A 23797-nucleotide genomic window follows, 5' to 3' on the forward strand; every position below is an offset into this window, starting at 1 on the left:
CCATACATGTGACAACCCTTACTAAACATCGTCCCCGCCCCGGGTCGTGGTGAATAATGGACCTGCGGCGGATTCCCCGAGAATCGTTACGTAATAAGATTAGGGCCAGGAACGCTTTACCACCGCTCACCGCAACCTAGGAGGCAGCAAATAATGAACAACGTCAAAATCTCACAATTGAAACAATCGATCGCGCCATACGAGAAACCTCATGCTAAATCGAGCTTTATTCAGCTTGCCAATACTATTGGTCCGCTTCTTCTCCTTTGGTACGCAGCCTATGTGAGCCTTTCTATATCCTACTGGATCGCTCTTCCGCTGACATTTGTCGCTGCCGGATTTCTAGTCCGAACGTTCATTATTTTTCACGATTGCTGCCATCAATCTTTCTTTAAAAACCGAAAAGCCAACGATATTCTCGGCACCGTCTTAGGCGTGATGACCTTGTTTCCTTACCATCAATGGAAGCAAAGCCACTCCATTCATCATGCCACGAGCGGAAACTTGGATAAGCGAGGAACCGGCGATATGTGGGTACTCACTGTAAACGAATATAACGCCGCTCCGCTGCGAACAAAACTGGCCTACCGCGCTTACAGGCATCCCTTCGTAACGTTCGTTATCGGGCCGATCTTCGTTTTCCTCTTTACATACAGATTCAACCGCAAAGGCGCTAAACGCAAGGAACGCATGAACACGTATTTGACTAATGCTTCCGTAATTGCTCTATACGCGTTACTGACGTGGGCGGTTGGGTGGCAAGCATTCGTCATGATTCAAGGTCCCGTATTTCTCGTATCCGGCTTGCTCGGCGTATGGCTGTTCTATGTTCAACATCAATTCGAGCATTCTTATTTCGAAAACGACGTGGAGTGGAACTTTGTCCAAGCTGCTGTCGAAGGAAGCTCCTATTACAAACTGCCGAAGCTGTTACAATGGATGACGGGCAACATCGGGTTCCATCACGTTCACCATCTAAGTCCGAAAGTGCCGAACTATTACCTGGAGAAAGCCCATCAAGCCTCTCCTCCCTTGCAAAAGGCGACAACGATTACGATTGGATCAAGTTTGAAGTCGCTTCGATTCCACTTGTGGGACGAAAACAGCAAATCGTTTGTAAGCTTCCGCGATCTGCAGCGTTTGTCCAGCTAATCCGATTCCCCTTGCGCACACAAAAAAAGGCCGTCTCAACAGTAGCGCAATCCTACTGAAGAGACGGCCTTCCTTCAACCTATTGCTGCTCGCCGTCGCGCTTCGCTTTCAGCCACTTCGGCGCGCCTTTGTTCTTACGCTCGCGCTCTTGGTCGCGCTTCGACTTCGTCGGCTTCACCGGCTGCTTCGATGCCGGCTTCGCAGCTGCTTGCGGTCGGCCCGCCGAAGCGCCGATTCTCTCGCCGCCGGAGCCGCTTGCCTCCGCGCTGCCGCGAACGCCCGCCGCAGCCGGCCGCGAATCGGCCGCCGGAGCCGGGCGAGCTGCGCCAACGCCGGCTTTCCCCGCGCCTTCGCCAGCTCCCGCTCGCGCGCCTCGCGCCTCGCCGCCGAAACCTGCTCCGCGGCCGGCCTGTTCCTCACCGGGATTCCACAGCTTCCCGTGAGACATCGTTTTCTCCTGCAGCTCAATACCCAGCTGCTTGCGGAATTTATCCATAATGAACAGCTGGTTGCGCGTCACTATGGAGATAACCGTGCCCGGCTTGCCCATCCGGCCGGTACGGCCGGAGCGATGGACATAATGATCCGCATCCAATGCCGGATCTAGGTGCACGACCATCGGCAAATCCGCGATATCGAGTCCGCGAGCCGCAACATCCGTGGCCACCAGCAATTGCAGACGGCCCTCGCGGAATCGAGCCAGCGTGGAAGCGCGCTTCTGTTTATCGGCATCGCCGTACAGCGTCTCCACGCTAAACCCTTCATAGCTCAGCTTTGCTTCATAATTGGCAATTTCATCGGTCTCATTGATGAACAGCAGCGCTGAGGCCGGCTTCAGCATCCGAATGAGCTTCCTCGCGGTATCGGCTTTATCGCGGCGTTCACATACGACAAAATAATGCTTCACTTGCTTGCCGGCATTCTGATCTGCCGTCACATCCACGCGCTGCGGGTCCTGCATCCAGCGCGCTTCCACTTCAACCATCGCCTGCGGCCTTGTCGCGGAGAAGAACGCAATCTGACGATCGCGCACCATGCCTCGCAGCAGCGTTTCCACCTCGACGGTCGAACCCAGATTAAACACTTGATCCGCTTCATCGATAATGACGAGCCGGATATGGTGCAGCTTTAGCTTGCCGGACTTCACGATTTCATGGATACGTCCCGGCGTGCCAACGACAACATGCGGATGCTGCCGTAGCTTCTCGACCTGACGCTGCATCGAGGCGCCTCCAATGAGCTGCTGCGTCTTCACGCCGATCGCTTCTCCGTAAATTTCGGCTACCCGGAAGATCTGCATCGCCAGCTCCTGCGTCGGTGCGATCACCATAACCTGCACATCCTGCTTGGCCACATCCACACGCTGGAGCGCCGGAAGCATGTACGCCAGCGTCTTCCCTGTTCCCGTCTGCGATTTGGCAGATACATCATGCCCTGCCAACAGAACGGGAATCGTTGCCGATTGTACCGGGGTCGGTTTCTCAATTTGATTCGAAAGCAATGTTTCTACCAGCTGCGGACGCAGCTGCAATGTTTCCCATGTCACGTTCATCAAACTCCTCATCTGCTTGCTTCCTACCTATTTCCGATTCAGCCAGCGCCCTGCGAGCCTGTCTGCCAATCGCGGAAATAATCCGTAAATCCGAATGCCGATGGATGCCGACCTCGGCAAATCCACTTCCGGCTTTCTCCTTTTCATCACTTGCACGATCACTTCCGCCACACGCGCCGGCTTCAGCATAAAACCTTGTACTTTGCTCGCATAGTGACCTTGCGGGTCTGCTATATGTAGAAAAGGGGTATCAATTGGCCCCGGATTAATCGCCGATACATAAATATTCATCGAAGCAAATTCCGATCGCATCGCATTGGTCAATCCAAGAACGGCATGTTTGGTTGCCGCGTAACCCGAAGACTTGGATGTGCTAAGCTTCCCAGCCATAGAAGCCACATTAATAATATGGCCTCCGCCTTGCTTTTGCATAATAGGCAGCACGGCTTTGGTACACCGGATGATGCCCATATAGTTCGTATCCATCATCTCTTGGAATCGCTCGATCGGAGCATCCGCGAACAGCTCAAATACCCCATAACCCGCGTTGTTCAGCAAGATATCGATCCGGCCAAAGTCCTTCGCGATGAGCTGCACCGCGCGCTCAACCTCATCATTGTCGGTTACGTCCATCTTATAGCAGCCATTCGTGCCTCCGATAGCATCCGCAACCTCCCGGAGCTTATCGAGCCTGCGTCCGGTAAGGATCGGAATAGCCCCGGCTGCCGCCAGCAATTTTGCCGTTTCCGCGCCAATCCCGCTCGCGGCACCGGTTATAAGTACAATTTTCCCACGCAACATCGTGATCACCTGACTTTCAGTTTACTGCAACAGGTACAAATAGGCAAAATAGGACCGCTACTTATGGCCCTAAACACGAAAAAAAGCTCCACTGGGAGCTCGAATCGTGTTACGATGCAATTAGTACTTGGATGTCCAGCTCTCCGATCCCATCCATAATCAGCGGAATGGTTAACGCTTTCGCAGCCTTAAAATCAGCCGCCTGTGATGAAAGTACCAGCTTCGGAGGGGTAATATCAACGCGAACGCCTTGATTGAAGAGCATCGTGCTGGCATTACCGCTAATCATGTTGCCAAGCTCCGATATTGCGCTCTTGCCCATCTCATCCATTTCCGAAATGATATATCCGCCCATCATAGCCGACACCATTTTCAATGCTACTTCTTCACTTAATCCAAATACAATATCACCGTTCATTTGACCGTTTATACCAATTTGTATCCAAATGTAATCTTGAGTGAATTTAACTTCTTTCACACCGAGTTGACCCGTGGACGGCCGAATTTGGATGACTTGTTCGATGACAATTTTAGCGGACTCTAAGAAGGGATTAATATATTCAGCCTTCATCGTGAGGTAGCGCCCCTTTTCGACTTGATTCGATGGCATTCGTCTTTATCAATGATTATACAAGAATTGTTAGGTCAAGTATACTACTCAATTAGAGCAATAGTTTAAAGATTTGTAGAAATGCGTCGAACAAGAGTCTTTGGGAGGATAACCGTGCCGAATGTATGGACTCATTTTCTATTCGGGCAGCAATGCCTGCAAGTGCTCGGCGAACAGCATCTGATTGCTTCGCCGCACCGAAAATATATGTTTAATATGGGCTGTCAGGGCCCGGATTTTCTATTCTATCATCGCTTCCTGCCTTGGCAGAAAGGAAAAACGATGAGTCAGCTCGGGAGCGAAATGCATCAATTTCACTGCGGCCCCGTTCTTCTGGACTTATTGGATGCGCTGGATAGTACATCAGATGCAGATGCGGCGAGAGACGATGCGCTCGTCTATACGCTGGGTTTTGTGCTGCATCATTTATTGGACCGTGTCATGCATCCTTATGTTTTCAGCCGCTCCGGCTCTCGCAAATGGGATCATCAACGCTTTGAAGTCATTATGGATACGCTCATTGTTCGCAAGCTGCTTGGAACGGAGACGTGGAAGACAGAGGTATGGCGCGAAATTAACAATAGAGGGGAGCTGCCCGCTTCCGTTATAGATGCGTTCGAGCAGATTGCCGCTGTCCATTATCCGAATCACGCTCCGCTGATTCGCCGAGAGCACTGGACAGGTGCGATGCGCGACATGATTGCGGCGCAGCGCTTATTCTATGATCCTACCGGGATCAGACGTCTGCTTACGTTTGGCAAAATCGAACCGTTCGTCTATAAACGCGATCCGCTTCAGCTGGATATATTAAACGAGTCCCATGCGCCATGGCTCGACCCGGTCGATGGGCAAACGCTGCATACTGAAAGCGTGTGGGAATTGTGGGATATCGCGATGGCAGAAGCGACAACGGTCATAAGTGCCATCCTGGTATGGCTTCGGGAGAAAGACCCGCTGCAGCCGATTCTTGGCAGCAGTGAAATTCCTTCCCCCTCCAAACATCAGCTTCGCGAAGCGGTCGCGCAATTGATCGGCAACCGCTCCTACGAAACAGGGCTTTCTTGCGACTGCGGGGCATCCATTCAATTCGAAGATCCGATCTGGTCGACGATTTGATGTTAAGAAACTTGATTGATCTTCATCCGGCGATAACGCAGGCGAATCAATCTTAGCCGGTCATAGATCAGATCAATCGACTTCCCCTTGCCTTGGACAGCTTCTTCACCATACACGCGCTGCAGCACCGGCTTCAGGTAGCGGTCACCGACGGCAATATACGCATCCCAGACCAGCTGCTGCTCCGACTCCGGCATTGACTCCAGCTCTCTCTCGATAAGCGGCTCCATATCGTACCCTTCTGTCTCGAGCTTCTCGATCCGTTCCATGAGGTCTCTGCGAGGCAGATCGGTCTGAGCGATCAGCCCTTCCAAGGAGTTGCCCTCCGCTATTCCGCGAAGCAGCTTCTGCTTCTCCTGCTGGCGATCCATCTGCGATTTATACTTATTTTCCTTCTGCTTATATACCCATTTGATGTACACCTTAGGATCGATTGCGGTAGATACCCAGTCTAGCGGAAAACTTCTTTCGCGCTGAAAGTTCCGCGTTATGGCAAGCACTTCCTCGGCATATGCGGCCTGCTTCGTCTCGCCCCATCCCGGTATTTGCATCAGCTCTTCAGGCTGATGCGGCACAAAGCTGCTGAGCATCCAGAGCATCCGGTTGGATGCGATCAGATAAGCCGATTTCTTCCCCTCCACCGCTTTCGAGCGGCGCCATTCGCGCAGCGCTTCGAACAGAACAGGATCGGTGTTCATTTCCCCATAACACTGGATCATCGAATACAAACTGCCCAGCCCGTCGTGACCGCGGCGTTCCTCCAGCATGCCGTCAATCAACGGCGAATAGCCTTCCCCCATCTGAACGGCAATGCCATGGCGAAACGCCGTCATCATTTCTTCCCACGAGCTGCCTTCGAACCAAACCGCTTGCTGCTCATCCAGCCCGTTTACGTACGATTCCGTCCAAATAACCGACCATACACCGTTCTGCTCGCAAATGGACAGCTGCGCTTGTTCGGCACGGCTGTCTTGTCCTACTTTCTCAAATGTGTTCAAAAATACGACCTGCATGCAGGCCCACCTCCACCCGAATGATTAGATTAATCAAACTCCGAAGCAGCGTAAGCAAGGTGAAATATAAGCGTGGTATAAGGTGAGACTTATACTTTCTTAAATTCACACAAAAAAAAAGCACCTCTAACGCCATAGTTATGGCGAAAGAGGTGCTTCCTCACGATGCAACGATTTGATTGCTCACATCATAGCATAGCCAACTATGCGTGACAAGAGTAATTTTCCAATTCATGGCTGAGCGCCTGATTGCCCCGTCGCAGAAAGGAATGCTATGATAGATGCAGAATAAAGGAGGAACTCGAAATGCTGCTGCCTGATTATGATTTTATGTCCGATACGACGGAGCAAACGACAACCCGCTTCGTCACTTTTATAACACCGAACCTGAAACGGTTCGATCTGGCTATTATGACTACCAACCGTTTCTACGGCAAGAAGCTGATCACAGACCTGCAGAGCGGCCGTACCGCAATCGTCGGCCAAGACGATTTGGACGAAGAGGGCTACCTGGAATTTACGTTTAAATTGACGGAAGAAGAGGCCGTCGATCTTAAACAATTTTTAGAATTTGTGGTGGGAACGGTGCATTTTACGGATTAACCTCGGGTACACTGTAACGGTCATGAAGAAACGGCTGCCGCCGCCTCAAGTGGCGAAGGTAGTTTCTTCACTTCGATATATAAGCGGAGTATGAAGAATCACTTATACTTACTTATATATAGACCAATAGCCGCCGCAGGAGGAATCTGCATGTTTATGAAAGAAAATCGTCAGCCCTATACCGATGTGAAGACGGTCGAATCTCAGCGCAACGATATGAACGCACAAGAGTTTCCCGATGGCCCGTATGGCTCCAGGATCGTGTCCGAATCGCTTAGCACGAGCAAACCTTGGCGAGTCGATCAGCGGCCGCCGAATCGATTTGATTACGAGAACCGTGAGCTGCATGCAGGCATATACCGTGATTACCCCGGTGAGGACGTTTATCCGGATGCAATGGATGAGCCTTAATCACTCTCCCACAGAAAACCCGCTAAAGAAGGAGGCACTCTCCTTCTCTAGCGGGTTTTCTCACCTTTCAGCTTCAATCCTCTTCCATAAGGGGAGCTTCTGAAATCGTTCCTTCACGGACGGAAACACGGAAGGTCTTCACCTCAAACGGCGCAAGCGCAACCGCGCAACTGATGCCGAGCATCGGAATGTCCACTTCCGTCTCCCGAGCACTTCCGGTTGGCTCAAACAGGCGAAGCACGTAATCATCGCTGCGTTCCATTTGCTTGAAGGCTCCCAGTTGAACGACCTCATCCTTAAGAATTACAAGCGGCTTCACTTTCTCTCCGCGGCCGGAAGGGAAGAAGGACAACGCATACGGGGTTTCGTTACGCTGTACCGCTTCACGGTCAATGGCGTTAAGGCGCTCATCCGCTGCACCGCCGTTCAGCCAATACGTAAACTCGCGTTCCCCTTGATCGATGCGCGGGGAGAAACGGTCCTGTACAATTAGCGGCCGTTCCATAATCGGGTGAGTCGTGTAGCCGGGACTGCGAAGCAGCGTTGGACGGATCGCGCCATCCTTAAAGTCCGAACCGTAAGTTCCGTTATTAATTAAGGTCAAGGCAGCCTGCTGCTCTGCCGAATGAGCAGCGGTCCATTTCTGCGCCACCGCTTCTTGCCCTGTCGTATCCAGCGTTTGTACACCATACACCGTTTGACCGAGATAAGAAGCATCCGAGAACGTCGTTGGAATGGATAGCTTCAGCATCTTGTCCTTCTCGTTCCAGAACACCCGCACATGCACTTCGAGCTCGCTGCCCTGTTTAGGGAGTTTATACGTTAGCACCAGCCTTGAATGCTGATAAGCCAGAACAGCCTCAACTACGGTTCGCACAGCTCCATCTTCGACTACCCGAACGGACGGCAGCAGAGCATGACGTAATCCGGAGAAATCAGAGCCTGCTCCCTTATCCATCAGCTGAAACGAACCAATATCCGGCTCAAAACGATTCGTATCCATCCGCCATGGATCCTCGTTATCGGCGACAACAACCGGCTGGAATGCCCGTTCCTTCACATACGAAAAACCATCCACGAGGTATGCATCCAGCAACCCTGTACCGGTATTAATAACCGCTTCCATACGACCGTTCGAGAAACGAATCGCTTGCTTATCGATCTCAAGCTGCGGCTGCGGCTTGGCCGGGAGCATCTCGATTCGACAGTCAAACCGATTCATGGAGGAAGGCGCGAGCTCCGCATAGAACACAGCGCGTTTGCGCCAATCCAGATTAATATTGCTGTGCTCCTTCTCAGGCTGAGAAGGAATTCGCTTCCCGTCCCGATAAACAACCGGCATCGAGAATTCGTCCTTCCAGTTCTGATCCGCCAGCATAAACTCGCAAGCAAATACGCCGGATACCGGGAATGGATGCGGGTTATAGATAAGGATCGGATATTCGCCTTCCTCTGCCTTCGGTTGTCCGGATGCAAGTGCGAAGAAGGCTCTCGCCTTCAGTCTCGAGACAATTTCGAGTCCATGTCCGAGCAGACGCAGCGATGCGTCCTCAGCAGGCTGAACCGACGAGCCCGGCAATATATCATGAAATTGCGCAGTGAGGAGATCATAGGCTGACTGCTGCAATTCCTCTCTTGGATAAGTAAGTTTGCCGGCAATAGCGGCGGCAGAGAGCATTTTCTCGGTTACATAGAGCTCATTCTCGAGCAAACGATGCTTCTGCTTGATTCGAATGATGGAGGTATAACAGCCGACAAAACGCGGATTCAAATCATTGGCATGTCCCGGCAAATCCGCCGCCTGCGAAGTCAGCTCCGCAAAATACTGCTCCGGCGATGAATGTACGATTTGAACATCACTCCGCGCTTCCATCAGCTTGCCGATTTCATCTAAATCCACACGTGATGGGCCGCCGCCATGATTGCCGACCCCCCATAACATAAGGCCAAGAGGTTTGCCCTCGTGGCTGCTAAGCCAATGCTCGATCGACTTACGGGCTTGGCCCATAAGGGTATTATAGAAATAAGTCTGGTGAGCCATCACCTCGGAGCCGTCAAATCCGATCCACCGGAACTCGCGCTCCGGGCCAACCGTATGATCATCGGGTCGCATAAACAGATAAGAGTCGTAGCCTGCCTTTCGCATAAGCTGCACTAAACCGCGGGAATGCCCGAACGAATCGAAGTTGATCGCCGTTGTCGGCTTTGCTCCAAATTTCTCGGAGAAATAGACTCTGCCATGCAGCATCTGTCTCACGATGGATTCCCCTGACGGCATATTGCAGTCCGGCTGCAGGTACCAGCCGCCCATGATGTTCCACTTGCCCAGTCGCACGAGCTCTTGAATTTCCTCGAACAATTCAGGCACATACTCTTCAATCCATTTGTAGAGAATAACTTCATTATGATTGAAAACATAGCCGTCGTACTCCCTGCAAAATTCAGCGGCGGCGCGGAACGTAGAAACTGCAGCAGCAGCCCCTTCTTCCCATTCCCACTGCCATACGGGATCCAAATGCGCGTTGCTTAGCAAGTGAAGCTTGGCCATCGTTCATCCTCCCAGATCGATCATACCGATGTTTGTTAAGAACAAATTATGTTCCTTTCAAACTTACGATACCTCACAATGGCGAAGTTGTATATAACAAAAAAAGCAATCCTACGGCTAAAATCACCCAAGTAAGATTGCTTGCTCTTCATTGTATACGCCGTCGCGATTATTTCTCAGCCGGCTTCACTGTTTTAAGATAATTCACGTAATCTTTGCTGCTCTGAACTAATCGTTCATTCGTAACGTCAGAGGTATCATTGAGCGAGAAGTGAGGCAGATAAGTGGCACTGATAAACCCGGTAAGCGCCTCTATCGGACGCAGTATTTCTTCCAGGGTAAAGCGATTGAACCCGGTTGGCTGAAAAGACTCTGCAGTGCCGTAAGTCGAGATGGCTACGCCGATTTCTTTACCGGCCGTTTTAGTGGCATTGGGTCCGTAAGCCCAGTTATACAGCAATACTTTATCGAACCATTTCTTGAGTAACGGCGGCGAGCTGTACCAATATAGGGGATATTGAAAAATAATCCGGTCATGCTCTTCAATCAACCTTTGCTCTCTGGGAACGTCGATGATTTCGTCAGGATATTCCTTATAAAGCTCATGAATCGTAATATTTCCTTCGTCTCGAACGGCCTCCAGCCAAGCTTTGTTCCAGTTGGACGACTCTATGTTCGGATGCGTAACAATAATTAAAGTTTTCATGAAGTTGTCCATCTCCTTTTGTCTAATTCTATCTATTAAATGGTAAAAAATAAATGAGCCGCGTTACGATGATTTCTATTTCCCCTGCAATTCACTGGATTAACGTCGGAAGTAACTCTTCTAAACTTTTATGCTAGTTCAGTTGTGCGCTAGCTCATGTCATCCATTCTATCTTTTAGTAGATAGTCTGTCAATATCCAAATCCTCTCATGCTGCTTGCCAAGATATCGTCCGTTCGGGCAATGTCATCGCAGGGCTAAATTGGGAGCCGAGAGTTCGCATTTGTGACTCTCGGCTGCTTGTTCCGATTGGTTTGGTGCGGAAATTTCCTTGTACCTGAATCGATCCGCTAGACAGATGAGACGTGGTCAACAGTAAACGGAAATCAAAGAAAATGTTGCACATAAGCGTCATCGGATCTATCATGTGGTCAATCTTGTCCATTAAAACAAAAAAAACGCACATTCGCTATATTTATGGACACCCATGACCATTAGAATGAGTTCTTCACGGTTTTCTCTGTCTTTTCCCTCGCTTATGGACACGAATGACCGCAAGAAAACTAAAATCACGATGAATTGACGTTAACGGTCACTAATGACCGCATGAAACTGAAATCTAAAGCTGAGAGTTCGCATCTGAAACGCTCGACATCTTTTTCCGGTGGGCTTGATGCTGAGAGTTCGCATTTGAGACTCTCGGCCGGGGATACGGTTGAGTTGGAAGGTCAAATGTTCCATAAATCGCAACAACACTACCTTTTCAACCGCTTTGCTCAATAAATGTTGCATGTTATGCAACAACCAGGGGACCATAAACATTCCACCATCACTATTCAGCAAGCAAAAAAGCAACCCTCTCGGCTATCTTAGCCCCGGCAGGATTGCTTCAATTCACCTACACTATGAACGATAAAGCCTTGATTCGTCTCTCTGCTCCGGCAGCCACACTTTCATTTGTCCGGCAGCCCGATTATCCCACGCATAGTAAGGAATCGCCTTGAACCTTTGATCAGCGCTCGGCTCCTCCGCATATACAGCTACGACACCTTGCAGCAGTTCAGGCTCGTAGACGGTGCGGAACCGGGTAGCAGCCGTTACATTTAACACGTCATATTTTGCATTATCGATCTCTTCCATACAATACACCAGCGGTCCGCGTTGAAGCGCGACTTTCCCCTCATTGACCAAAACCAGCGGATGCGAGTAAACCCGCTCTACCTGCATGGTCAGCTCTAGTGTGATTTCATCGCCCGGCTTCCATGTCCGCTGCAAACGAACATAGCCCTTATCCGTTTGCGCATCGGCGATTTCCAGGTCTCCAACCGACAAGCGGTAGGATTTACACCACGACGGGATACGCAATTGAACGCCGTATTCTCCTGCTTCCCCTTCTTCTACACGCAGCGTAATGCGTCCATTCCATGGATACTCCGTCACTTGACGCAGCGTAATATCGCCAGCCTGCAAGCTTAATCGGCCGGCTCCCTCCACGAATTGATTGACAATGATATCATTGCCTCTGGTGGCATAGACATAACCGCCGATGGATGGAATAAAACGGGCAATCTGCGTTGGACAGCAAGAGCAGTCATACCATGGCACACGATGATGGGTCCCGTCCGATTCCAGCGGATTGACATAGAAGAACTTGTCGCCGGACAAGGAAACGCCGGCAATCGAACCGTTGTACATGGCCCGCTCGACGATGTCCGCGTATTTCGAATCGCCATGCAGCAAATTCATGCGGTGATTCCAGAGCACCATCCCGATCGAAGCGCAGGTTTCGCAATAGGCGCTATCATTAGGCAAATCGTAATCCGCAGTGAAGCCTTCATTGTGACGAGAAGGACCAATACCCCCGGTTATGTACATATTCCGGTCGACCACGTTAGACCAAATCCGATCCAGCGCGTCGATATAACCTTGATCGCCGTTTAGCATGGCAGCGTCCGTCATCCCGGCATACATGTACATCGCACGTACGGCATGACCGGTTACGCTGGTTATATCCCGAACCGGTACATCGTCCTGCGAATAGGCCGCGCCCCAATCCGAACGATCCCAGCTATAGCCAACGCCATGGCCGTGACCGCGCTCCTCCAGCAGCCAGAAAGCCAGCTTCCAGTAACGTTCTTCTCCCGTTTCGACGTACAGCTTCACAAGGGCCAGCTCGATTTCCTGGTGACCCGGCACCCAGTGGCGCTTGCCCGGACCAAACAAGGAATCGATATGATCCGCTACGCGAATGGCAACATCAAGGAACAATCTTTTGCCTGTCGCCTGTTTATAAGCAATCGCTGCTTCGATCATATGACCTGCACAGTACTCCTCATGCTTATTCATGTCCGTCCATTTCTTCTCGGGCTCGGCCAGCGTGAAGTAGGTTTGTAAATAACCATCCTCCTGCTGCGCCGCCGCGATGAGCTCGATAATCCGGTCAGCTTGCGCTTCCATCTCCTCATCAGGCTCAATCAGCAGGGAATAAGCGATCCCCTCCAACACCTTGTAGACATCGGAATCATTATAGAAAATGCCTTCGAACCCGCCTTCTTGAAGCCCACCGGCTTTGGCAAAATTCGATATTCTGCCTGTAGCTTCGCACTGCGCCAGACAGGCTGCAATCGTCGATTTCTGTGTCGCCTTTATCCGATTGCTCCAGAAACGATCCTCGATGGAAACGTTCGTGAACGGAATTGCTGTCAACGTTTGGTATGGTAACGCTAACTCTTTCAATAGTGTCATACCGGCTACGACTCCTTCGATTCAGGTAGTGGATTGGGTTAGCGATCGGTTCATGCCGGCTGTTCGATTAGCCCTTCATCCCCGTCAGTGAGATCCCTTGTACAAAGTAACGCTGCGTGAATAGAAACACGAGCAGCACCGGAAAAATAACTAGCAGCGACGCGCCCATCTGAAGCGGCCAATTCGTCGTATATTGGTTGCGGAATACCGACAAGCCGACCTCGAGCGTACGCATTTCCACCGTATTCGTCACGAGCATCGGCCATAAGAAGTCGGTCCAGACGCCCATGAATGTAAAGACAGATAAAGTGGCAATCGCAGGCTGCGACAAGGGAAGAATGATGTTCCAGTAGATCCGGAACTCGCTGCAGCCGTCGATTCGCGCCGCATCCTCGGTTTCTTTGGGCAGGCTGTGGAAGAACTGCTTGAGCAGGAAGATTCCATATGCGCTGCTGAGGAAAGGAATAATCTGAGCTGCGTAGGTGTCCAGCCAGTGGAATTTATAGATCATGACGTACGTCGGGATCGTCGTGACCTGCGACGGAATCATCATGGTCGCGAGGAACAGAACAAAGATGGCATTGCTTCCTTTAAACGGCAGCCTTGCGAAGGCGTATGCGGCGAGCGAACAGAATATCACCTGTCCGATAACGACACTCATCGTCACGAACACGGTATTGTACAGAAACCGCAGAAACGGAGCCGCTTTGAAAATACTCATGTAATTCTCGAACAGCCAGCTGCTCGGAATGAATTTTGGCGGAAATTCGAACACGGAATATTCCGGCTTCAGCGACGTGGAAATCATCCACAGAAACGGTACCAGCATCGTTAGACTGACGATCCCCAGTACGGCATAGGTGAAGATATCTGCGAACAGTTGTCCCGGTTTTGCTGTTTTTCTGCTGCTATCGCCCGTGCTTGTCATCGTGGCCATCGGTTTTTCCTCCCTTCCGGCTTAATGCTCGTAATTGAATTTCTTCATGAATTTCACTTGAATGATCGTAATGACGAAGATAATCGAGAACAAGAGCCATGATTGCGCGGACGCATACCCCATATTGAACACCCGGAAGGCTTGCTCATAAATATGATAGACGACGACATCCGTCGAGCCGACAGGCCCGCCTTCTGTCAGCATGTAGATGACCGTAAACGCCTGGAACGAGCCGATTATGGTCGTAACCGTGAGGAAGAATACCGTCGGCATGAGCAGCGGAAGCGTAATGGACCAGAAGATCCGCCATTTATTCGCCCCGTCAATACGAGCCGCTTCATACAGATGCTCCGGTATGCCCTGCAGCCCGGCCAGGAAGATGATCATTTGATAGCCGATCCCTTTCCAGACGGTAACAATAATGACGGCGATCATCGCCCATTTGGGATCCATTAACCACTTGGGACCTTCAATGCCTACCTTGCCCAGCAAATAATTAAACAGCCCGAACTCCGGCTGTAATATCCATTGCCATACCATCGCGATCGCTACCGTCGAGGATACAACCGGCAGGAAGAAGAACGAGCGAAACCAATACACGCCCTTCATTTTACGATTCAACACAAGCGCGACGAGCAGGGAAACCGCAATCCCCGTAGGAACGCTTCCGAATACAAAATAAAACGTATTGACCATCGCATGCCAGAAATCGGTATCGTGCGCCATCTTGATATAGTTTTTGAGCCCGACGAATGGCTTCGCCGGCTTGAGAATGCTCCACTTATGGAAGCTCAGATAAAGAGAAAATAGAATCGGAATTAACGTAAATACGGCGAGATGAATAAAGGCAGGCAAAATGAATAAATAACCGATGGGCTTATCGTCGCCTACTGCATGTCCTCTCAGTTTCTTCCAAAAGCTTGGCTTAGCCACGTACGATTGGGAGGCCGATTCCACTGCTGTTTCCTCCTTCTTGGCCGCATAACAGAAATCGGGGGAGCGGAATTTCTCCAATCCCCCGACCTGCGCAGCTTATAAGTTATTCGTCTTTAATGATGGCATCGATCTTCGGTACAGCTGAATCCATGGCTTCTTTCACGGAGATGCCGTTTACGACGACCTGCTCCAGCGCCTTGTCGATTTGTGTTTCGATTTCGGCCCATTTCGGATGGATCGAGCCCCATGGTTGACGCGCATATTGCACTTCGTCTACGAACACTTGCTCAATCGGCTTGTCTTTGGCATATTCCTCTTGCACCGATTTCACGGCCGACAGTTCCAGACCGGATTCTACGCGGCCTTTCTGGCCTTCAACCGATTCGGACATGAACTTCGCAAGCTTGTAAGCTGCTTCTTGATGTTTCGTAGAAGATGCTACACCCCAGCCTGCTTCGTACATTACGGAAACACGCTCTTTATTGCGAGGCAAACCGACAACGCCAAGCTTGCTGATATCAAATTTGCCGGATTCCACCGTGTCGTTGATCCCGAGAAGCGTCCAGTGTCCGGAAATCTGCATCGCCACTTTGCCGGATTGGAACCACAGATCGCCAAACGCTTTCTTCACCGACGGTGTCGGAGAAACTTGCTGCTTCACGAGATCCGTGTACATCTGCCAAGCTTCAACCGTAGCCGGGCTGTTCAGATACCCATCAGCAGTGGTACCGTCCTTATCGAGCACGTCAGAGCCGTTTTGCCATACGAAAGGAACGGATTTGTAGAAATAAGGGTCAGCGGACATCCCGTAAATATCGGTTTTGCCATCGCCGTCTTCATCCTTAGTCAGCTTCTTAGACGTATCCAGGAAGTCCTGCCAGGTCCAGTTATCCTTCGGATAAGGCACGCCTGCTTTATCAAATACCTCTTTGTTGTAGTACACGACCATTGGTGTGAAGCCGCGCGGGAATTCGTACAGCTTGTCGCCGCGAACGCCGATATTATACACGTTCTCGAACCAGACATCTTTGTTGAATTCGGCATCGGTTTTCGTAAATGGAGCCAGGTCAAGCAATGCATTATTGTCGATAAATTGCGGCAGTAATACAGAGTCAATCAGGAAAACGTCCGGCGCATTGCCGGCCGCGATGGAAGACAACAGCTTCTGCGTCGCATCATCGCCTGGAATCGGTTCATATTTGACGGTAATATTCGGATATTTCTTCATAAACGCATCGATCGCTGCTTGCTCGGCTTTTGCTTCTTCTACAGCCGCACCGGATGAAACACGCAGCTCGAATTTCTCTTGCGAATCCGCATTTGTTGCATTTGCATTCGTTGCCGCCGCATTTGAATCTGTGCCGGACGTATTTGTGTTCTCAGCACTGTTGCTTCCACAGCCTGCAAGCAGCGTCGCAGCCCCTACTACCGATGCCAACATATAACCTTTCCACTTCTCCATCTACTTTCACTCCCCTTGTATAATGAAATTCTGTTTTATACAAACACGATCTCGTCGAACAGAACCGTAAAGTTCCCTCCGCAAGAAGCGATCTGTAGCTCAAGTTGGCTTAACTCATTCCGATCGGGATTGCCGGCGTCGCTTAGCACCCAGCCCGTTTGCTCGCCGCTAAGCGGGATACGGATATTGGACCAGCCGTTTCTGGCTTCAGAAGCGATCTGCGTCCATTCAAAGAGCGGGCGCGCGGACACCCATTGCACGTATCGGCCGTCATCCTGTTTCAACCTTACGGTGAATGCCGATGACGGAAAACCGCCCCAGGTTTCATGCGAGAACTTGATCCAGAAGCTAAGCTCGCCGCGGTTGGACTTCGTCAGTGCTTGCGCGGCGATTTCGGCCGGCACCGGGAGCTGAAGCTTCACGAGCGAAGAGGATGCTTGCAGTTGCAAAGCCTGTCCATCGCCGACGGAGGTCGGATCGTCGTTCATCATCATGACGGCCGAATGATTCGGAACTACTCCGGCCAGCAACGCTTGGTTCACCTGTACGCGATGCTTGATTTGTTCTTTTGCATGCAGCACATTCAAATCGATCCAATCCAGATCCGCCGTGCCGCTTGGTCCAATGACAGTCAAGCCTACACGATAGAAGCCCGCCTGCTCGTAGATGTGCTCCACTTTCGCGGTTTCGCTTACTGTGCCGTCTCCCATATCCCAGCGATAGGTCAATTGGTCGCCGCCGGAAGCATCCCGGCTTGCGGAGGCATCGAATTGGACGGCATATCTGGCCCGCGGCCGATCCGTTATCAGAGCTGCCTTGGCAATAGGCGGCTCGCCTTCCGCTTCACTTACGATCACATCGGACACGTTGATGTCCTGATAGATGTCGCCGCTGCCGTTGCCGGTGATTCGATTCCCGGCTATATACAGCTGCTTCGCATGTTTCATATAGATGCCATAAGCGTCGTTGTCGGTTATTTCATTCTGCTCGATAATCCAGTGACAGGCTTCGTAGCCTTCTTTATACCCGATAGCAAGGCCGACGCTCTTATTGTGGTGAATCCGATTACGCCGCATCGTGAAGTGGCTGCTGGAGCCATTCACGACCGCAATGCCTGCATTGCCGAATTTCTCCGGTGCGTTCGCGATCCTTAAACCGTTATAAGCAGCCTCGTTCTCAATGAGTACGGCGTGGCAGGAGCCGCCAAGCCAGAATCCATAGCTGGAGTGATTGCCCAAGTTTCGGACGAATACGTTGCCCGGATCCCATACTTCCCAAGCGTTATTGTGGGCATAGGAAGCGTCATTGCCTTCGAAGTAGTTGCCTGTGCTGACGAAGCCGTTCAAGGAACGGATGAATACGCCGTCACCGCCATATGTAAAGTCATTATTCAAAATTCGGTTATCGTTGGATCCGCTTTCGATCAGCACCGAGGTCGAGTCCCGTGCATGTACTTCGCCGGGGGCGATTCGGATTCCGTAGCTCATGACATTGCCGTCAATTTCGTTGTTAGACGAGCCCCACAGCTTCAGGCAAACATTCGTGCAATGCGAGAAATTATTCCCCGTAATTCGATTGCGATCGGCATACTTTAAATCCAAGCCGTTCCACACTCGGTTGCCTGCATTTCCGGCAATGACGCTGTCCGAGACACGCTCCAGCATCAATGCACCGACAGAGTCCCCGTCGCCCCACCCGTAGTCAGGGTCGGTATAATTATCGGAGAGATCATTGTTCTCAATCACCCAGCCGGATCCGTTCGTTACCTTCATGCCGGTCTTGAATCCGTGCAGTGCCAACCCTTTGACGGTTACGCCATCGTATCCGTTGGAATAAAGCCCTGTACCGTCGTAGGAATGGATGTTGCCGATCTTGCCGCGTCCGCGAATGATGGCTCCGCTGCCGTCAACCGTGATCCCGTTTGCTGCTATAATCAAGCCCTTGCTGTTAGGAAAGCTATATTCGCCCGGCTCGAAAACAACGTCTTCGGTAATAATCATGCCAGCATATGGCTGAACTACTTTCGTCATCTTGTAAGTTGCCCCCCGTTTCTGGAGTGGAATACTCTCTAGCGTTTCGATCGAAAGACTCTTGCTACCCTTTTAGAGGAGCCGTCGTTTCTCGCTCGATTACGTTTCCTCGCACAAGCTGCTTCGCCGTTTTTCCCTCCGGCATATGGCCTGTCGTGATCATCTCGCAAAGCACTTTTCCGGCTATGAACCCGACTTCGAGCATCGGCAGCGAAATGGTAGTCAGCCGAGGCCGGGCATACCTTGCAATCGTCCGATCATCATAGCCCATGACCGAAACATCTTCCGGCACGCGAAGTCCGCATTCCCTTGCGGCATCGATGATGCCGATGGCCATCATGTCATTCGCTGCAAATACGGCAGTCGGCGGATCTTCGGAGCGGAACAGCTCAAGCGCCAATCGGTAACCGCTATCCTCGAACCAATCGCCGTGCTTCACATATTCGGAGCGGAACGGGATATGATGCTGATTCAGCGCTTCCGTATAGCCATTCAATCGGCGGATACTGGAATACCAATCCTCTGGTCCGTTTATATAAGCGATCTTACGGTGGTTCAACTTGATCAAATAGTCGGTCGCATCAAGTCCCCCTGCGAAATCATCCGTACACACGATGCTAACCGGCTCTTCGGCGCTGCTGTAGCGATTAATAAGGACGAAGGGCAGCTTCGTTGTGGGCACTTCGGCAAGTGCATCAAGCGTTGAATCCGCCAGTATTACGCCATCCATCTGCATATCCGCGAAATAATCGATAGCCGACTGCTCATTCTCCGAATCATGATGCACGTTCCAGACCAGCATGCTGAATCCGCTCTCACGGAGCGCCTGTTCGACACCTTTGGCAATCATGCCGCTCAATTCGTCCGATACGTCATCCGTAATCAACCCGATCATCGAGGAGGACTTCTGTCTGAAATTACGTGCCAGCAAATTCGGACGATAGCCCATCTCCTCGGCAATCCGCTGAATGCGATCCCGGGAGCTGCGGCTTATCTTGTCATTGTCAGCAAGTGCCCGCGAGACCGTAGCCGCGGACATCCCTGCCGCTTTGGCAATATCGTATATGCTTACCACCGGCTTCACCCCTCTCATCTGGATTCCATTTACCCCAATCTTTGCAATCGATTGCAAAAGCTCGCAAGTTCACCTGCAAACATTTACACTTCCTATTCTTGAAGTTATTGTAATCGATTGCATTCATTCCTGCAACGGTTTTTTTGCAATCGATTGCAAAGTAAATTAAAGAGCGGGATTACAGCCCTGCAACTCGAACCGGGCTGCCCGTACGAATGGATTGACGAATGGATTCCAACGTCGCGATCGTCTTGAAACCGTCCTCCGCATCCGGCATCGCTCGCTTCCCTTGATGCAAGCACCTTGCAAAATGCTCGGTGTAATTAACAAACTCGCCGGCATGATGGTTGACGCCTTCAAACTGAAAATAATGATAAATATCCTCGAAGTAATGCTCCGTCCGTTCTTTCTCGCCCTCATACTTGATCTGCGCTTCCAGCTGTGGGTATTTGCCGATGAAAGTTCCCTTCGTTCCGTACAAGGCGACCTCGATCCAAGGACGTGTCTGGTGCAGGTGCTCTAAGCCGTAAAGTCCCAGCACGCGTCCGATCTTGCCGTTTACGAATTTCAAATTAATGACGAACGTGTCATGGCCGTCAAACCCGTTTGCAATCGCAATGTCCGATTGACTGCTATAGGCTGAGACCTCTTCCACGTCACCCATGTACCAGCGGATGAGGTCAACCGGATGCGAGCAGCAAGCGAAGAGAAGGTCAAAGCCGCCTTCACGCGCCCAAGCCCGTTCGTTGTAAAACCAGCGCATATCGTGTACATACTGCGTTTCCGCGAAGCTCAGCGTTCCAAGCTTGCCAGCCTCGAATGCCTCGCGCTGATGCTGCATCGGACCGAAGAAACGCGAGCTTTGTCCGACCATAAGCTGGCCCTGCGGATTGGACCGCACATAAGCAAGCACCTCTCTCGCTTCGTCGAGCGAATTGACGAGCGGTTTCGTGCAAAGCACATGTTTGCCCGCTTCGAACGATTGGCGAATATGCGTGAAATGCATTTGATCCGGCGTATAAATCGCGACGAAATCAATATCCTCTCGAGCCAGCATAGCTTCAAGCGAACTGTAAAAGTGAGGAACGGCATATTGGCGTGCGATTGATTCTGCAAGCTGTTCGTTCGAATCACATACTGCGACTACCTCCAGCTCCGGATGACCGGCCAATCCCTTTACGAGTCCTTTGCCTTCGCCGAGGCCGACAATGCCGATACCGAACCGGCGACCGATTGCCGTAAACCTTCCATGTCCTTCCATGCTGATGCCCTCCTATTGCGATTATTCGTTCATCGAAAGCAGATAATTCAAGATGCTATCGAGTAAGCAGACTGCCGCCGGATTACGTTCAAGACCGTCAGGCTGGCTGCCGAGACCGCCTTCCAAACGCAATGTAGTCGCAATTCGAGCGCCTTCTCCAATACGCTCCTCGATCATATAACGGTCAAGCTCAAATATTCTGGCGTCCAAACGGTCCATAATTGGTTTATGCTCGCCAAGCTTCAAACGATCGAGCACCAAATCGGTCGCGAGTCCAAACAACAGCATAGAGGTATGATCCTGATGCGGGAAATCGTTCATAATGGCATGTTTATGAAACAGCTGCAGCGATTCCCGCCAGAACGGCGCGCGCTTAACGGCAAGCGGTCCGTATCCTCGCTCGATATACAGCGCCTTGCCTCCTGCCTCGACGAAACGCTCCATTTTCTCCGTCCATCTTGTCGTAAGCAGCACTTGGACATGATCGGTATTGTTCTCGCCGCTTTCGGACCATGCGCGAATGCCCGGATGCTGACTTGCCCAGCTATGGAACATTCCGTTAGCGTCATCGACTGCAATTGCGGCAAACTCGTTCTCGGATCGCGCTGACTTCGGCAGTACCCAGATCGGCCACGAGTTGGTTGCGACAATTCGTCCTTCCGACTCCAACTCTACTTGCAGCAGAACTTGAATAGGGATTCGCGTTTCGGGAAAGGTCCACTCTGCCACAGCCACTTCCTTGAAGTCCCCAACTTGAAGCCCTTCGACCTCACGTGCACCTTCGTTTGCAGCTTGTCCGTCAATCGTCCATTTCCAGCGCAGCGTTGCCGCACGAATCGAATCCGCACCATAATGCGATACCGCTAAATGAGGTCTGACCGCCTCGCCGGGGGCGTAATTGTTCGGGTCCCACGTCGTCAAACGATCGCCGCCGTTGATCCAATTTCTCCGGGCATCCCAGGTGACCGTGATCATAGTGGCGCCATTAATTTGCCGGAAACGCTCCGGAGGCTGCTTCCACTCGCCAAAATCATCGAACACGGCGCTTGATGCGAGACCGGAATCCTGAATGGACGTCAGCGTGTAACCATTGATGTGCGGATACGCACGAACTTGCTCGAGCACGGATTTGCGGTATACATATGCGCTCTCGCGTGCATTTGCCGTCAGCTCTTCTTCCGTAAACGGCAGTGGAAGCAGCGCTAATTTCTCATCCTGGCGGTGATATTGCCAGCGCGCGTCTCGTGCTACAGGGTTGACGGTAGGATCCGATTTCAGCCACCATGGCCTTTCCCCTTTTTGTTCGATCACTTGTGCAAGCGGCCTGAATTCATCGTAATCGCAAAATTCCCCGAAGACCCACGGCTTCTTCTCCCGCCAAGGCGACGCGAACCGGCTTAGCAAATCCGGGTAGAAGTGAACGTCCGTATAGAAGTGATAGTCGTAGAAATCGGCATATTCCTTCAGCAACCCTCCGTAGCATTCGCCTGAACCGCTGTTGTCGCGTATGATTGCCCCGCCCGTCAGCCGCTTCGCCTGCTCGTACAAGTCTTTCAGAAACTCGGCGTCCGCCTCATGATTCAGCTCACAGCCAAGTGTCCAAACGCCAATCGAGGTGTAGCTGCGAATCTCCTTAATGATCGCCTCATACTGCGAGAACGCACGAGCTTTGAATTCTTCGTTCACCTCCGGCAGCCACATCGGCAGCTCCTGCCAAATGACGAAACCAAGCTCATCGGCAAGCTCGAAATAATCGCGGACCGGTACGTATAAGCAATGCTTCACCATGTTAAAGCCGCCATCTTTAAGACGAAGCAATTCCGTGCGGATCGCTTCACGATCCGGTATCGGTGCGACCAGATCGCCATACCAGCCCCAATGCAAAATCCCTCTCAGATGAATGCGCTGACCGTTTAACAGCAGCTGTTCGCCTGCAATGGACCAGTGCTTCATTCCGAATCGATGCTCATAATGATCTACCGCTTGCCCGTTCCGCTCGAGCGTTAAAGCAAGCTTGTACAGGTCCGGGCTTTCCGGCGACCATAGCTTGATGTTCGCTCCGGCCGGAATCTCCACGGCGCCGATGTTACCCGCTGCGACGGATACCGGCAGCGTAACCTCGGTGGAGATCGATCCGTCCGGCGCATGAAGAACGGCATGAATCGTCCATGCACCCTCGGAGGAAACGCCTTCCAAGCGATAGCTGACGGTAACAGCTTCCGTACCCGGCGGCGTTTGAACGAACACGTCCGCAAGCTCGCCTTCCGGTACCATGCCCAATTGAACCGGCTTCCATATCCCGCCGAAGATGACGCCTACATCCGGCAGAAAACCGGCCAAACATTGCCGCAGCGGATACTTATCGCCTTGCTTGTAAACGCGGAGTACCAGCTCATTCGTTCCGCCAACGTTTAATGCTTTACCCGGTTCAATGCGAAAGCCGCTCCATCCGCCTTCATGTTCTCCGATCCGTTGCCCATTCAGCCATAGCTCACAGAAGTAATTCACACCTTCAAAGTCAAAAGCCGTCCGTTGTCCCTGCCAGCCGGCAGGCGCCTCAAACGACAGCTTATACCACACGGCTCCGTCCGACAGCTTGTTATCCGTCAGCACATCCCAACAGCCGGGCACTTGCGCTTCCTGCCATTCGCCTGCTCCAAGCGCCTCAGCAGCACTATCGTAGCGATGGTCAAAATCAAATAACAGCTTCCAGTTTTCCGTCAATCTTACCGATTGCTGCAGCATGAATACCTCACCCTTTCGACCTCGATGATCCTACGTAAAGCTGATAAACAGATCCACTCTCTTTGTTCCTTCGTCCCCTTCCGTATACCAGAGTG

Annotated in this window: 18 protein-coding genes; 4 read left to right on the forward strand and 14 right to left on the reverse strand. The window is 51.5% G+C overall.

Annotated features, from left to right (window positions below; translation table 11 throughout):
• Positions 1–153: 153 nt before the first annotated feature.
• Positions 154–1152 carry a Delta(5) desaturase DesA gene (gene desA, locus I8J30_RS04910; RefSeq protein WP_210655879.1) on the forward strand — a complete coding sequence of 333 codons (999 nt, stop codon included), beginning with the start codon at positions 154–156 and terminating at the stop codon, positions 1150–1152.
• A gap of 79 nt (positions 1153–1231) precedes the next feature.
• On the opposite strand, the gene I8J30_RS04915 is transcribed toward desA, so the two are convergent.
• The 3 genes from I8J30_RS04915 to I8J30_RS04925 form a co-directional block, all read right to left on the reverse strand.
• A complete protein-coding gene (locus I8J30_RS04915) occupies positions 1232–2704 on the reverse strand; it encodes a DEAD/DEAH box helicase (protein ID WP_240547779.1) in 1473 nt (490 codons plus the stop codon).
• 27 nt (positions 2705–2731) lie between these two features.
• Positions 2732–3505 (reverse strand): SDR family NAD(P)-dependent oxidoreductase, encoded by a 774-nt coding sequence (locus I8J30_RS04920; protein ID WP_210655882.1) that lies wholly within the window; start codon positions 3503–3505, stop codon positions 2732–2734.
• A gap of 109 nt (positions 3506–3614) precedes the next feature.
• Complete coding sequence (locus I8J30_RS04925) at positions 3615–4076, reverse strand: chemotaxis protein CheX (RefSeq protein WP_091213101.1); 462 nt, start codon at positions 4074–4076, stop codon at positions 3615–3617.
• A 153-nt stretch (positions 4077–4229) separates the two neighbouring features.
• Here I8J30_RS04925 and I8J30_RS04930 point away from each other — a divergent pair, with 153 nt between their 5' ends.
• On the forward strand, positions 4230–5231 hold the full coding sequence (locus I8J30_RS04930) for a zinc dependent phospholipase C family protein (RefSeq protein ID WP_210655885.1): 1002 nt from the start codon (positions 4230–4232) through the stop codon (positions 5229–5231).
• 2 nt (positions 5232–5233) lie between these two features.
• Here I8J30_RS04930 and I8J30_RS04935 read toward each other — a convergent pair whose 3' ends face one another.
• Positions 5234–6244 carry an HRDC domain-containing protein gene (locus I8J30_RS04935; protein ID WP_210655887.1) on the reverse strand — a complete coding sequence of 337 codons (1011 nt, stop codon included), beginning with the start codon at positions 6242–6244 and terminating at the stop codon, positions 5234–5236.
• A 306-nt stretch (positions 6245–6550) separates the two neighbouring features.
• Between I8J30_RS04935 and I8J30_RS04940 the strand changes: the two genes are divergently transcribed.
• Both I8J30_RS04940 and I8J30_RS04945 read left to right on the forward strand, forming a co-directional pair.
• Positions 6551–6847: a DUF3055 domain-containing protein gene (locus I8J30_RS04940; RefSeq protein WP_210655889.1), complete on the forward strand. Its 297-nt coding sequence runs from the start codon at positions 6551–6553 to the stop codon at positions 6845–6847.
• A gap of 150 nt (positions 6848–6997) precedes the next feature.
• The gene (locus tag I8J30_RS04945) at positions 6998–7258 is read left to right on the forward strand and encodes a hypothetical protein (protein ID WP_210655891.1); all 261 of its coding nucleotides are present in this window, start codon (positions 6998–7000) and stop codon (positions 7256–7258) included.
• A 73-nt stretch (positions 7259–7331) separates the two neighbouring features.
• Here the strand turns inward: I8J30_RS04945 and I8J30_RS04950 are convergent, their stop codons facing one another.
• The 10 genes from I8J30_RS04950 to I8J30_RS04995 form a co-directional block, all read right to left on the reverse strand.
• A complete protein-coding gene (locus I8J30_RS04950) occupies positions 7332–9806 on the reverse strand; it encodes a glycoside hydrolase family 38 N-terminal domain-containing protein (RefSeq protein WP_210655893.1) in 2475 nt (824 codons plus the stop codon).
• Between the two features lie 169 nt (positions 9807–9975).
• The gene (locus I8J30_RS04955) at positions 9976–10512 is read right to left on the reverse strand and encodes an NAD(P)H-dependent oxidoreductase (protein ID WP_210655895.1); all 537 of its coding nucleotides are present in this window, start codon (positions 10510–10512) and stop codon (positions 9976–9978) included.
• A 902-nt stretch (positions 10513–11414) separates the two neighbouring features.
• The gene (locus I8J30_RS04960) at positions 11415–13256 is read right to left on the reverse strand and encodes a glycoside hydrolase family 127 protein (RefSeq protein ID WP_210655897.1); all 1842 of its coding nucleotides are present in this window, start codon (positions 13254–13256) and stop codon (positions 11415–11417) included.
• Positions 13257–13323: 67 nt separating this feature from the next.
• Entirely contained in the window at positions 13324–14193 is an 870-nt protein-coding gene (locus I8J30_RS04965; RefSeq protein WP_240547780.1) for a carbohydrate ABC transporter permease, read from the reverse strand.
• A 21-nt stretch (positions 14194–14214) separates the two neighbouring features.
• Positions 14215–15150 (reverse strand): carbohydrate ABC transporter permease, encoded by a 936-nt coding sequence (locus tag I8J30_RS32840; RefSeq protein ID WP_210655899.1) that lies wholly within the window; start codon positions 15148–15150, stop codon positions 14215–14217.
• A gap of 82 nt (positions 15151–15232) precedes the next feature.
• Positions 15233–16591, reverse strand: coding sequence for an ABC transporter substrate-binding protein (locus I8J30_RS04975; RefSeq protein ID WP_210655901.1), 1359 nt, complete (start codon positions 16589–16591; stop codon positions 15233–15235).
• Between the two features lie 35 nt (positions 16592–16626).
• Positions 16627–18621 carry a right-handed parallel beta-helix repeat-containing protein gene (locus I8J30_RS04980; protein ID WP_210655903.1) on the reverse strand — a complete coding sequence of 665 codons (1995 nt, stop codon included), beginning with the start codon at positions 18619–18621 and terminating at the stop codon, positions 16627–16629.
• A gap of 64 nt (positions 18622–18685) precedes the next feature.
• A complete protein-coding gene (locus I8J30_RS04985; protein WP_210655905.1) occupies positions 18686–19696 on the reverse strand; it encodes a LacI family DNA-binding transcriptional regulator in 1011 nt (336 codons plus the stop codon).
• Between the two features lie 178 nt (positions 19697–19874).
• Positions 19875–20957, reverse strand: a complete 1083-nt coding sequence (locus I8J30_RS04990) for a Gfo/Idh/MocA family protein (protein WP_210655907.1) — start codon at positions 20955–20957, stop codon at positions 19875–19877.
• 21 nt (positions 20958–20978) lie between these two features.
• Positions 20979–23702 carry a glycoside hydrolase family 2 protein gene (locus I8J30_RS04995; protein WP_210655909.1) on the reverse strand — a complete coding sequence of 908 codons (2724 nt, stop codon included), beginning with the start codon at positions 23700–23702 and terminating at the stop codon, positions 20979–20981.
• Between the last annotated feature and the right edge of the window lie 95 nt (positions 23703–23797).

The organism is Paenibacillus lignilyticus (assembly GCF_017942085.1).
Lineage (GTDB): Bacteria > Bacillota > Bacilli > Paenibacillales > Paenibacillaceae > Paenibacillus_Z > Paenibacillus_Z lignilyticus.